Below are 13,793 nucleotides of genomic sequence, written 5' to 3'. Positions count from 1 at the left end.
AAAAAGGACCGAACCCTATACAGCACAGGATTCAGTCCTTTGGATCAAATTATTGATTAAAATGATAAAAATAGAGAGTGGTTCATTCAGCAGAGCTCTATTTGCCAGCTGTTAAGTCAGCCTATAAATTCAACATGTTTTTCTAGAATGCTGTTTAAGGTTTCCCCCGAAGACATTCCTGAAAAGGTTATGCTGTTTTGGTAAGAAACACCGTCTTTCCCTACGCCGGTAAAGCTCAAGGTGTGGGTTTGGTCATTCCATACTGCACCTTTCAATTGAGCAGGGCCTACCAAATCGGCAAATACTACTTTATCGCTGCCTGCTTGGAAGTCGAGAATTTTGTCCTTACCGCTGTTACTGTTGGCTAAGAACACAAATTTATCAGCACCTTCTCCGCCGGTTAAGCTATCGTTACCGGCTCCTCCAAACAGAATGTCGTTACCGGCACCACCGTTCAAAGTATCATTGCCGCCATCTGAACGACTGTCCAGCAATTCTGCCCAATGTTTTTGAACATAATCTACTTTTTGCTGGTCGGTTGCTGCTACACCGCCGTTTTCACTCCACTTAATAAATTCATTAAGTGCTTCTGAGCTCATACCGTTATGGCTGCCTGCTTTATAAACCGCGCCGGTTAAGTTGTTTTTCCAAGCCAAATGATCAGTATTGATTGAGTCGCCAAACAAAATATCATTACCGTCACCACCTATCAAAGTATCATCAGACACTTTGTGCTCAATGGTTTGTGATGTGCCTTTTTTCAAAGCAGCATCAAGTTCATCTGGGGAATTGATAATTGTTGCTTCTCCGGCAGTACCCTTATATACAACTTTTCTGTTGCCCAAATACCCTTGATTTGTCCAAATAACATCTTGCCCCTGCTTCAAGCTTCCGGAGGTTACGGTGTTATCAAAATATTTCAGTGTTGTTTGCTGTACTCCTTTGGCAAAACCTACTGCATGAACAGAAGAAACACTACTTAACGCTTGGAAGCTTTTCAAGCCCGCATTAACCGATCCTTGTGTTACATATGCATAGTTATGAAGACTGTCGCCTCTTCCATCTGCACCAAAAGTAGTCGGCTGCCCATCGGTCAAGAAATAGGTAACATTATTGTAACCTGCTTCAGATACTTTATTAAACCAAGCTGCAGTATCTCTAAATGCGTCGTCATAGTTTGTTGAGCCTCTTAGATCCTCTTTATTACTCAACCGTTGAATAGCTTCTATTAAGGAATTGACTTTAGAGTTATTCAAATCCTTTATATTTATGACTTGATGAGCCGTCTTATTAAAAACAATCAGGCTGGCATTAACTTTACCATCATGAGCCGCTAGCTCCCCGGCTAATTTCTGCAGAGATTTTTTGGCCATGTCCAAGTAAGTGATACCCTCACTTGTACGATAGCTCTTCATACTGTTCGATATATCGAGCAAGATAGCAACATTGTAGTTTTCGCCTTTAGTAATAATAGTTTGAGTACCTCCGGCATCACCGATCAATACATCATTACCTCCGCCACCTTTAATATTGGTATTGGGGTCGTTTGTGCCAATTTCGATTCTATCGCTGTCCACACCATTAACAGTAATCTTCAATGTTGCCGTTGATTTATCGCCATCGGCATCTTTTACTGTGTAATTGAAACTATCAACCAGTTTTTGGCCGTTGTTTAATGCCTTAACTGCTGCATTATTACTATCAAGATGGTAGGTATATTTACCATCGGCACCCAACACCAACTTACCGTAACTTCCATTCAGCTTATCGGCGGTTACCGTTACTGGAGTATCAGCTCCCGTTTGGTCGTTCACCAACACATTGCCGCTTACCGATGTACCTTTTTCACTAATGCTGTTTACATCATTAACGGCAACAGGGGCAGTATCAGCAATCTTAATATCCAAGCTGTCCATTGCCGTATTACCGGCTTTATCTTTCACTGCAACAATAAAGTTATCGGTCACAGAATTATCGCCTCTGCTGTGGTCTTTGGCTTTACCGTTTTCGGTATAGGTGTAAGTTATTTCACTTTTTGCCGTATTGTAACCGTTAATAATCAACTGGCCTTTAGCCGTGTTAATCACAACAGGTGCAGCTGCAGTTGCTGTAGTAACATCTTTACCACCCACAGTAATGGAAGCTACACCGCCTGCATCGCCAACTTTAATTATGCCGCTTACTTTGGCATTGCTGGCTTCTACAACCTGCTGATCTTGTGCTTTTACTTCCGGCGGAACTGTGTCGACCGAGCCGTTGTCTTTGGCTCTGCCTTCGTTGCCGGCGGGGTCTTTCACCGAAGCTTCGGCGGTGTAGCCGCCATCGGGCAGGGCTTTGGGCACGTCTACGCTGTAGCTGCCGTCTGCCTTGACGGTGGTGGTAACGGTTTGCTGTTGGCCGTCCGAACCGGTTACCACTACGGTTACCACCGAACCGGCGGGCGCATCAGTTTTGCCGCTGATGGTCGGGGTGTTGTCGCTGCTGTTGTCCGGCGCGTCTACGCTGATAGACGGGGCAGTAGTGTCGATAACGTTGCCTTCTTGGTCTTGGGCGGTTGCGGTGTTACCGGCTTTGTCGCTGACGGTGGCGGTTACGCTGTAGTTGCCGTCGGGCAGGGCTTTGGGCACGTCTACGCTGTAGCTGCCGTCTGCCTTGACGGTGGTGGTAACGGTTTGGCTTTGGCCGTCCGAACCGGTTACCACAACGGTTACCACCTGGCCTGCTTCGACATCGGTAGTGGTGCCGGTGATGGTCGGGGTGTTGTCGCTGCTCAGCGCGGGGGCTTCTACGGTGATGCCTGCTTTGGTGTCGATACTGCCCGGGTCGCTGGCTCTGCCTTCGTTGCCGGCGGGGTCTTTCACCGAAGCTTCGGCGGTGTAGCCGCCGTCGGGCAGGGCTTTGGGCACGTCTACGCTGTAGCTGCCGTCTGCCTTGACGGTAGTGGTAACGGTTTGGCTTTGGCCGTCCGAACCGGTTACCACAACGGTTACCACCGAACCGGCGGGCGCATCGGTTTTGCCGCTGATGGTCGGGGTGTTGTCGCTGCTGTTGTCCGGCGCGTCCACGCTGATCATCGGGGCGGTGGTGTCGACCGAGCCGTTGTCTTTGGCTCTGCCTTCGTTGCCGGCCGGGTCTTTCACCGAAGCTTCGGCGGTGTAGCCGCCGTCGGGCAGGGCTTTGGGCACGTCCACGCTGTAGCTGCCGTCTGCCTTGACGGTGGTGGTAACGGTTTGGCTTTGGCCGTCCGAACCGGTTACCACTACGGTTACCACCGAACCGGCGGGCGCATCGGTTTTGCCGGTGATGGTCGGAGTGTTGTCGCTGCTGTTGTCCGGCGCGTCTACGCTGATCATCGGGGCGGTGGTGTCGATAACGTTGCCTTCTTGGTCTTGGGCGGTTGCGGTGTTACCGGCTTTGTCGCTGACGGTGGCGGTTACGCTGTAGCCGCCGTCGGGCAGGGCTTTGGGTACATCCACGCTGTAGCTGCCGTCTGCCTTGACGGTGGTGGTAACGGTTTGGCTTTGGCCGTCCGAACCGGTTACCACAACGGTTACCACCTGGCCTGCTTCGACATCGGTAGTGGTGCCGGTGATGGTCGGGGTGTTGTCGCTGCTCAGCGCGGGGGCTTCTACGGTGATGCCTGCTTTGGTGTCGATGCTGCCCGGATCGCTGGCTCTGCCTTCGTTGCCGGCGGGGTCTTTCACCGAGGCTTCGGCGGTGTAGCCGCCGTCGGGCAGGGCTTTGGGCACGTCCACGCTGTAGCTGCCGTCTGCCTTGACGGTGGTGGTAACGGTTTGGCTTTGGCCGTCCGAACCGGTTACCACTACGGTTACCACCGAACCGGCGGGCGCATCGGTTTTGCCGCTGATGGTCGGGGTGTTGTCACTGCTGTTGTCCGGCGCGTCTACGCTGATTATCGGGGAGGTGGTGTCGACCGAGCCGTTGTCTTTGGCTCTGCCTTCGTTGCCGGCGGGGTCTTTCACCGAAGCTTCGGCGGTGTAGCCGCCGTCGGGCAGGGCTTTGGGCACGTCTACGCTGTAGCTGCCGTCTGCCTTGACGGTAGTGGTAACGGTTTGGCTTTGGCCGTCCGAACCGGTTACCACTACGGTTACCACCGAACCGGCGGGCGCATCGGTTTTGCCGCTGATGGTCGGGGTGTTGTCGCTGCTGTTGTCCGGCGCGTCTACGCTGATAGACGGGGCAGTAGTGTCGATAACGTTGCCTTCTTGGTCTTGGGCGGTTGCGGTGTTACCGGCTTTGTCGCTGACGGTGGCGGTTACGCTGTAGTTGCCGTCGGGCAGGGCTTTGGGCACGTCCACGCTGTAGCTGCCGTCTGCCTTGACGGTGGTGGTAACGGTTTGGCTTTGGCCGTCCGAACCGGTTACCACAACGGTTACCACCTGGCCTGCTTCGACATCGGTGGTGGTACCGGTGATGGTCGGGGTGTTGTCGCTGCTCAGCGCGGGGGCTTCTACGGTGATGCCTGCTTTGGTGTCGATGCTGCCCGGATCGCTGGCTCTGCCTTCGTTGCCGGCGGGGTCTTTCACCGAGGCTTCGGCGGTGTAGCCGCCGTCGGGCAGGGCTTTGGGCACGTCTACGCTGTAGCTGCCGTCTGCCTTGACGGTGGTGGTAACGGTTTGGCTTTGGCCGTCCGAACCGGTTACCACTACGGTTACCACCGAACCGGCGGGCGCATCGGTTTTGCCGCTGATGGTCGGGGTGTTGTCACTGCTGTTGTCCGGCGCGTCTACGCTGATTATCGGGGAGGTGGTGTCGACCGAGCCGTTGTCTTTGGCTCTGCCTTCATTGCCGGCGGGGTCTTTCACCGAAGCTTCGGCGGTGTAGCCGCCGTCGGGCAGGGCTTTGGGCACGTCTACGCTGTAGCTGCCGTCTGCCTTGACGGTAGTGGTAACGGTTTGGCTTTGGCCGTCCGAACCGGTTACCACTACGGTTACCACCGAACCGGCGGGCGCATCGGTTTTGCCGCTGATGGTCGGGGTGTTGTCGCTGCTGTTGTCCGGCGCGTCTACGCTGATAGACGGGGCAGTAGTGTCGATAACGTTGCCTTCTTGGTCTTGGGCGGTTGCGGTGTTACCGGCTTTGTCGCTGACGGTGGCGGTTACGCTGTAGTTGCCGTCGGGCAGGGCTTTGGGCACGTCTACGCTGTAGCTGCCGTCTGCCTTGACGGTAGTGGTAACGGTTTGGCTTTGGCCGTCCGAACCGGTTACCACAACGGTTACCACCTGGCCTGCTTCGACATCGGTGGTGGTACCGGTGATGGTCGGGGTGTTGTCGCTGCTCAGCGCGGGGGCTTCTACGGTGATGCCTGCTTTGGTGTCGATGCTGCCCGGATCGCTGGCTCTGCCTTCGTTGCCGGCGGGGTCTTTCACCGAGGCTTCGGCGGTGTAGCCGCCGTCGGGCAGGGCTTTGGGCACGTCTACGCTGTAGCTGCCGTCTGCCTTGACGGTGGTGGTAACGGTTTGGCTTTGGCCGTCCGAACCGGTTACCACTACGGTTACCACCGAACCGGCGGGCGCATCGGTTTTGCCGCTGATGGTCGGGGTGTTGTCACTGCTGTTGTCCGGCGCGTCTACGCTGATTATCGGGGAGGTGGTGTCGACCGAGCCGTTGTCTTTGGCTCTGCCTTCATTGCCGGCGGGGTCTTTCACCGAAGCTTCGGCGGTGTAGCCGCCATCGGGCAGGGCTTTGGGCACGTCTACGCTGTAGCTGCCGTCTGCCTTGACGGTAGTGGTAACGGTTTGGCTTTGGCCGTCCGAACCGGTTACCACTACGGTTACCACCGAACCGGCGGGCGCATCGGTTTTGCCGCTGATGGTCGGGGTGTTGTCGCTGCTGTTGTCCGGCGCGTCTACGCTGATCATCGGGGCGGCGGTGTCGATAACGTTGCCTTCTTGGTCTTGGGCGGTTGCGGTGTTACCGGCTTTGTCGCTGACGGTGGCGGTTACGCTGTAGTTGCCGTCGGGCAGGGCTTTGGGCACGTCTACGCTGTAGCTGCCGTCTGCCTTGACGGTAGTGGTAACGGTTTGGCTTTGGCCGTCCGAACCGGTTACCACTACGGTTACCACTTGGCCTGCTTCGACATCGGTGGTGGTACCGGTGATGGTCGGGGTGTTGTCGCTGCTCAGCGCGGGGGCTTCTACGGTGATGCCTGCTTTGGTGTCGATGCTGCCCGGGTCGCTGGCTGTTGCAGATTTACCGGATACCGCTTCAACAGTTGCTGTAGCGGTATAAGTGCCGTCTGCCAGCGGGTTTGTCGGTTCCACTGAATACTCGCCTGTTTCACTGATTGTAGTCGATACGGTTTGGCTGGCTCCCTGGCTGTCCACCAAAACAACTTTTATCACGCTGCCCGGACCTGCATTATGGACAGTGCCCGTAATTTTAGGTGTGTTGTCGGTGGTATTGTCCGGCGCATCAACCGTAATAGTTGGGTCCGGGCTTTCGGAACCGCCATTATTGCGGCTTGCCAATGCAGCCAAACCGGCCAGCGGAAGCAAAGCCAAAAGCCACAAGGGATTGGGAGCCCATACAGCCGTAATGATTTCGCCACCTAGGGCTTGGCCGGCTGTTACTTCTTCTGCAAGCATGGTAACGGCATCGGAGGTTTCCGTGCTTTCCGGCACATACGGATAGGTATTGCCGTTTTCATGCGTACCAACCAACAGGCTGCCTTTGGAGGCGCCGGTTTCTTTTGAATAGTAACCCTCTAAAATCAAGTCTGGGTTGGTAATATCCGATCCCTCAAAGGCAACAGTTAAGTCATTGCCTACGCGTTTGGTCATAATATTTTCAGGCGCGAAGGATGTTGCATCTTCAATAAATTGATAATTCACCTCAGCCTGGGCCGGAATACGCAATGCTTCTCCCGAGGCCGTTTGAAATTTTACGATTTCTAGGGTTTTTTGGGCGTTGTTGATATTTAAAGTAATGTTTTTAGACATTTTGTTCACCTTATAATGTTAAATTCAGTTTATTTTTTTTCACCGTGAAGAATCACTTCCACACGACGGTTGGGTTGGTCGCATTCTTTTCGGGCTTGGGCATTGTTAGGATGCTTTTTACGGCAGTTGCCGATTACCAATTCGCGCTCACCCCTGCCTTCTGCACTAATCAATCTTCTGTCCAAACCGCTTTCGGCCAAGACTTGTTTTACGGTTGCCGCACGATTGGCAGAGAGCTTCTGGTTGTAGGCAGACGTGCCGGACGGATCGGTGTGGCCCACAACGACGATGCCGCGTATCAAGTCGGGATTTTGTTTGATTTCTTCAGAAATGGCAGAGAGTTCCTGCTTACCCTTGGGCAGCATATTGTTATAGTCGTGGCGATCGAATTTGAACAAAGCCGAAGTTTGCAGGCTGTATTTTTTCAACACGACTGCGCATTGCTCTTGGCTGACCACGCGCGAAAGGGTGTGGTTTTGACGCGGGATGCCTTTCATTTCGGCTTCCGCCTGTTCGGGAGAAACGGCCTGCAGCACGGGATGGCCGTTGCTGTCGCCTACTACTTTAAAGAAAGATACTGCCAGGTCGGGCAGGTTGTAATAGTCTCCGGAGTTATGCTTATTGCGGTAACCGGTATCGCTGTTGGTAAATTCGGCGTAAAAGCGCTGGTTTTGCGCACAGACGGTTTCTTGGCGGTAGGCATTCGGCTGCAACGAGCCTGAATATTGGCCGTTTACATAAATATTGACAGTAGGGCCGTTAACGGCATCGGCCTGGCGGTAAAACACAACGGAAGAGCGGTTATCCGGCACCGAAGTGCTGTAGGCGGCCTGCTCGGTGTCAATCCATTTTTCTTTTTGGTATGATGTACATCCGACTGCGGTAAGCGGCAGCAAAACCCACAATAATTTACGATACTGAAACATAATTCGAACTCCTGGTTAATTGAAGCCGTCTGTTGCGTTTTACGGCCTACCTGTTAAATCTGTTAAACAACTCCGGCTGCTGCGCTATATTTGTCTGTATCATTGTTGAAAAACATAACACATAGCAATATGTAAATGATATACGCATCTAAGTTATATTTTCACCTGCACATACCAACGGTATTTTTTTATGGATAATAGGTATGCGGTTAAATTTCATCCGATTAAAAGCCGCGATTTTATTAAAAATATAACGTTATGAAAAATATCGTTTTTTTATAATCAAATAAAGTTAAAAACTGATGTGGCCGGCTGTTTTTTATACCATTCTCCTTTATGCAACACTCCTTTTCTTAAAGACAAAAAAGCACTGTTCGCCGATTTTCCCTCCCCCACCGTTCCAGGCAGATTTCCGTTAAAATAGCGCGTTTTCCGCCCCGTCTCCCTTTTGTCATGCGCCTCACCCACATCAAACTTGCCGGCTTCAAATCGTTTACCGACCCCACCACTATTCATGTGCCCGGCCAACTGGTAGCCGTTATCGGGCCGAACGGCTGCGGCAAATCCAATGTGATTGACGCCGTGCGCTGGGTATTGGGCGAAGCATCGGCCAAGCAATTGCGCGGTGAGAGTATGCAGGACGTCATTTTTAACGGCGCCGCCACCCGCCGCCCTGCCCCGCGCGCTTCGGTGGAACTGGTGTTCGACAACAGCAGCCACAGCCTTCAGGGCGCATGGGGGCAATATGCCGAGGTGAGCATCAAGCGCCAGCTCACGCGGCAGGGCGAATCCACTTATTTCATCAACAACCAAGTGGTGCGCCGCCGCGACATTACCGATTTATTCTTGGGCACCGGCGTGGGCGCGCGCGGTTATGCGGTGATTGAGCAGGGCATGATTTCGCGCATTATCGAAGCGCGACCGGAAGAATTGCGCGCCTATATAGAAGAGGCGGCGGGTGTGTCGAAATACAAAGAACGCCGAAAAGAAACAGAAGGCCGTCTGAAAGATACGCGGGAGCATCTGCAACGCTTGTCCGACCTGCAAAGCGAGTTGGCGCGCCAAGTGGAAAAACTGGAAAAACAGGCCGAAACCGCCGAACGCTATCAAACGCTCACCCGCCAACTTGACCAGCAGCAGGATTTGCTCGACTATGTGCAATGGCAGCAATCGCTTGCCACCGCCGACAAAGCCACCGCCCAGCATCAAACCTTCCAGCAGCAGCAAAACGAAACCGCCGAGAAGATTCAGGCCTTGGGCGAAGCCGTGCACGCTTTGCAGGCTGCCGAACAGGCGCAGCAGCAAAGTATGCACGACCTCAACAACCGGCGCGGCATATTACGCGAACAGGTTGCCCGTTTGGAAGAGCAAATCCGCCACCGGCAAACCCTGCACCAGCGCATTGAGCGCGACAAAGCCGCCGCACAGGTGCAACTTTCACGCATCCGCCAAGAGCAGCAGCAAATCCGCGCTCAGCTTGAAGAGGCCGACATCCACATCGAAGAAAAACAAACCGAGCTGGCCGAAACCGCCATGCAGGTGGCCGAACACGAAGAACGCCTGCCCGAGCTGGAAGAAGCGCAGGCCGCGCTCAACACCGCCTACCAAAGCCAGCAGGACGAACACAACCGCATCAAACGCGAGCTGGCCTTGAAACAGCAGCAACTGGCCCATTCGCAACACACCCTGCAACAGCACGAAGCCCGCAAAGGCCGTCTGAAACAGGAAAGCCTCGCCCTTAACCTGCCCGAGAGCCGCGACACCGAGGCCGCACAAGAGCAGGCCGCCCTGCTGCAAAGCCAACAAGAGCATTACGAAGAGCAACTGCTGGCCGCCGAAAACCGCTTAGCCGAGTGCCAAACCCGTTTTCAGACGGCCTCGGCACACCGGCAAACGCTGCAACAGCAACACATCACACTCGAGGCACAGCAGCAGGCGCTGGCGCAACTTTTGGCGCAAGACGAAAACAGCAGCGGCGATTTCTGGCAGCACACCGATGCCGGCCAAGCCCCGCAACTCTGGCAGCACATCACCGCCCCGGCCGAGTGGCAGCACGCGCTCGGCGTGATACTGGCCGAGCGCCTGCATGCCCGCGCCGTGCCCGCCTCGTTCGCCCCGCCCGCACCGCTTCCCGAAGGCAGCGCCGCCTGGTTGGCCGACAGCTTGGCCGGCGGCCTTAAAAAAACCCTGCCCGCCGCCGCCCTGCTCAATCAAATCCAAGCCAAAGCCCCGTTTCAGACGGCCCTGCACCATTGGCTGGACGGCGTATTGTGCGCCCCCGGCTTGGATTACGCCCTCAGCCGCCAAAGCGACCTGCAACCCGGCCAGCTTTGGCTCACGCCTGAAGGCCACCGCATCGACCGCGTCAGCACCGTGCTGTATGCCCGCAGCCGGCAGGACAACCTGATCGCACGCAAAGAACGTTTGGACGAGCTGGCAGCCGAACTGGCCGCCCTCTCGCCCCGTCTGGCCGATGCCGAACAACAGCTCACCCGCAACCAAGCTGAGCTGAACACTGCCGAAGCGAACCATAAAAACCTGCTGCAACAGCAAAAACAGCACAACCGGCAATACCAGCAGGCGCAGCAGCGCGCCGCCGAAATGCTCGCCCGCACCAACCAAGGGCAAATCCGCCGCGAACACATCGAGCGCGAACTGGCGCAAATCGAAGCAGAACAAACCGTGCTCGGGCAAACTTCAGACGGCCTGCAAGACGACATCGCCACCCTCGCCGAAGCTTCCGCCGAACTCGAACACCAGCAGCACCACACCGGCGGCAGCCGCCAAGAGCAGCAAGGCCGTCTGAAACAGGCCCAACTCGCCCTGTTGGAAGCCAACCGCCGATACGGCCTCGCCGAAGTGGCCGTACACAAACTGCAACAGCAAAAACAACATTTCCAGCAACAACTTATCCAGCTCGAGCAACAAACCTTAGACTGGCAGGAACGACAAACCGAACTCGCATTGGCCTACGAGGCCGAAACCCAAAACGAAGAACAGCACGCCAAACTAAACGAGCTGGGTGAAGCCGTGCAAATGCTAGACGAACAATATCTCGCCATGCAAAACCAACTCGCCGCCACCCAAGCCGAAGGCCGCGAGCAATACGCCCAACAGCAGGCGCTGCAAAGCAAACTGCCGCAATTGCAGGCCGCTACCCAAACCGCCCTGCTGCAACAGCAGGAAGCCCTGATTAACGCCAAACGCTTTCATCAAAACCTAACCGAACGACAGGCCGATCTCGCATCACTCGAAAAATCGGCCGCCGCATCGGGCAGCCCGAAAACACTCAGCAACACTATCGGCAGTCTTTCCCAACAAATCGAAGCCCTCGGCGCCGTCAATCTGGCCGCCCTGCAAGAATTGCAGGAGGCCCGCGAGCGCGACAGCTACTACCGCGGCCAAAGTGAAGACGTGCAGGCCGCCATCAACCTGCTCGAAGAAGCCATCGCCAAAATCGACAACAAAACCAAAGAGCGTTTCAAAGCCACTTTCGATGCCGTTAATGAAAAAGTCCAAACTTTCTTTCCCACCCTGTTTGGCGGCGGTGAAGCCACGCTGCACATGATAGGCGACGATCTGCTCACTGCCGGCGTATCCATTATGGCGCGCCCGCCCGGCAAGAAAAACAGCACCATCCATCTGTTGAGCGGCGGCGAAAAAGCACTCACTGCCATGAGCTTGGTGTTTGCCCTCTTCAGCCTCAACCCCGCCCCGTTCTGCCTGCTCGATGAGGTGGACGCTCCGCTTGATGATGCCAACACCGGTCGTTTCTGCAATTTAGTGAAAGAAATGTCGGCGCAAACCCAGTTTCTCTATATTTCACACAACCGCCTCACCATGGAAATGGCTGAACAGCTCATCGGCGTAACCATGCAGGAAAAAGGCGTATCGCGGATTGTGGCGGTGGATATCCGGCAGGCGCTGAAAATGGCCGAACCGGCGTAACCTCCCCCGGCCGCTTTTTCCTTCCGCCCCGCAGAAACAGAAACCAATTGAAATCCAATAAAATACAGGGCTCTAGTCTAACAGAGCTATTCTGCTAGTCTAGAGCTTATTTATAAATAACTGCAAAGCCTCATACCAACATGGGAGCAGTTTCTGGTTTCCAACTCGCCAAATCTGCCTGACAGCATATCTGTACTATTAATGCCTTACGGTCTTTTTCGGTTACGGTTTGTACACAGTCGATACGGCCCTCAATAACGTATGACCTCCCACGCACGCCACTACTTTATCGTTTAACTGTATCACATCCGGCTTGGTATCGACCAAGCAACGAAGAGTTACTGAAAAATTATCAGTGGGAATGGACAGGTCAAAAACAATATCGTAATCCTCCACTGACCGTGGGTATTTCCATTAACCAGCATGGTAGCAGTGTTATCAGACGTAATCATTCAGCCCTGTACCTTTCTCAATGAAATTCGGCTGGGCGGATTTTCGAATTCAAGCACAGCAACTCGATGAATCGACTGAAATCGCCGTACCATTCAAATACGAACAGGTGCAGACTGGTATCGCTCGTTACGCTTTTTTACACCAGCAACAGGCGCAACAAACATCTGCTTTTGCAATTTATACGCCGTATTGCTCAGGTTATTGGCCAAGACAGCAGCAGTTTCTAGATAAGACGTTTTCAGCAGCACTGCCGCTTCAATACATTGATACACATCATCGGTGCTGCCCATAGGTGCTTAATACAGGCACAGCAGGCAATAAGCCAGTTTATCAGTCTTAGATTCATTGACCAACATCATAACCAAAATACGCTGGGCGACCAGTGCGCGCAGCAAAGCGGCATGGGTATCAGCCAGCAGGTGCACAATTCTACAGGTATCGAAGTTGGAGGCGTTTAACTGTACCACCAAAATATCGGTAGCCTACTCGGTCAACGCAAACGCCCCACGGTAGCGCTGAGTACAGTTAAAGGTCTTGGCACGTTAGATTAAATCCACCGCTGCCGCATTACCTTCCATTCTTCGACTGAACTGCCACGGCGTAGCGACGGCTATTTAGATACGTCAACCCCCATATCGCGCCAGCCGTCCAGCCCGCTTTTCTGATATTGTGGATATTGGCTAACATGCCAAACACCGATTGCAGTTCCGCAACCAAGTACATGTTGGCTGTTACCCGCCAACAACCCCACCTGCATCAGCCATGTCAAATACGGTATGCACCATATTTAGCTTCAGATAAAACGAGTTTGCTCTTTCTCTTTTTTAAACCCCGAACCTTATGCCACAAGTTGGTTGATAGTTACCCTCTACCGCGCCCACTACGGTAGGCTAGCCTTCTTTAAAAGGCGAACAACCTTACTTTGCTAACCAATACCCGCAACACCATCAAGGCTTAGCGGTCGGACACCAACTAACCGATAGCAGCACTGCCCACTAGTACTTTTTGGTTTTCCAGCAACGTCTGCTTAGCCTCATCTCCTCGACTGCATTGATTTGCTCCATTGGTACAACGGATTTGGCATTTTTACTGGTAATCTCGCCCACAATATCCACCAGCGCATCCAGCGAGTTCACACCTCCCGCCATTTGTTAATTTTGGCGGTAAAATTAGAGCTTTTCTCCATTGATTTCAACGCTTCCTACTTTGTTAACAGCGTCTTGACTGTTGGCTTTGCCAACAGACTCACTAAGTTATTACCCGTCTCATCAGTGCTGCCCGAGGTCATAAACGACAATTGGTTGTTGGTTGGTAGTTAGACAGCCCGAAGATCAAAACTTTCCCAGCCGCTCCTCTGTCATTTTTGCCTTTTCGTTGGCAGTAAAAACAAATTTCATCGACTTCAACTTCTCCGTCAAGTACTTTACATACGTATTGTTTGGATAAGCCAGCAATCACAGACAGTAAAAGTGTAAGCATAGCTGTGTTCTATAAACACCTGCCA

General features: G+C 53.7%; 4 protein-coding genes and 1 pseudogene. 1 reads left to right on the top strand and 4 read right to left on the bottom strand.

The features are described 5' to 3' along the window. Positions 1-116: 116 nt before the first annotated feature. Positions 117-6,962: an Ig-like domain-containing protein gene (locus H7A79_RS00465; protein ID WP_214646391.1), complete on the bottom strand. Its 6,846-nt coding sequence runs from the start codon at positions 6,960-6,962 to the stop codon at positions 117-119. 29 nt (positions 6,963-6,991) lie between these two features. Then, positions 6,992-7,888 (bottom strand): OmpA family protein, encoded by an 897-nt coding sequence (locus tag H7A79_RS00460; RefSeq protein ID WP_187000733.1) that lies wholly within the window; start codon positions 7,886-7,888, stop codon positions 6,992-6,994. A 453-nt stretch (positions 7,889-8,341) separates the two neighbouring features. On the opposite strand from H7A79_RS00460, the gene smc reads away from it, so the two are divergent. Then, on the top strand, positions 8,342-11,836 hold the full coding sequence (smc, locus tag H7A79_RS00455; RefSeq protein ID WP_187000732.1) for a chromosome segregation protein SMC: 3,495 nt from the start codon (positions 8,342-8,344) through the stop codon (positions 11,834-11,836). Positions 11,837-12,381: 545 nt separating this feature from the next. Here the strand turns inward: smc and H7A79_RS00450 are convergent. Beyond that, positions 12,382-12,579 carry a hypothetical protein gene (locus H7A79_RS00450; protein ID WP_135036649.1) on the bottom strand — a complete coding sequence of 66 codons (198 nt, stop codon included), beginning with the start codon at positions 12,577-12,579 and terminating at the stop codon, positions 12,382-12,384. Positions 12,580-13,609: 1,030 nt separating this feature from the next. Continuing rightward, positions 13,610-13,705, bottom strand: a pseudogene (locus H7A79_RS00445) (IS1595 family transposase); the annotation flags it as partial. Between the last annotated feature and the right edge of the window lie 88 nt (positions 13,706-13,793).

Origin of the sequence: Neisseria musculi, assembly GCF_014297595.2 — a bacterium.
Classification (GTDB): domain Bacteria; phylum Pseudomonadota; class Gammaproteobacteria; order Burkholderiales; family Neisseriaceae; genus Neisseria; species Neisseria musculi.
Note: the sequence above shows the minus strand (reverse complement) of the source record. Positions and strands in the feature narration are given on the sequence as shown.

What these genes read in the sequence shown, in the direction of transcription:
- H7A79_RS00450 (WP_135036649.1), bottom strand. Translation starts at nt 12,579, where the DNA reads ATGGGCAGCACCGATGATGTGTATCAATGTATTGAAGCGGCAGTGCTG.
- H7A79_RS00460 (WP_187000733.1), bottom strand. Translation starts at nt 7,888, where the DNA reads ATGTTTCAGTATCGTAAATTATTGTGGGTTTTGCTGCCGCTTACCGCA.
- smc (WP_187000732.1), top strand. Translation starts at nt 8,342, where the DNA reads ATGCGCCTCACCCACATCAAACTTGCCGGCTTCAAATCGTTTACCGAC.
- H7A79_RS00465 (WP_214646391.1), bottom strand. Translation starts at nt 6,962, where the DNA reads ATGTCTAAAAACATTACTTTAAATATCAACAACGCCCAAAAAACCCTA.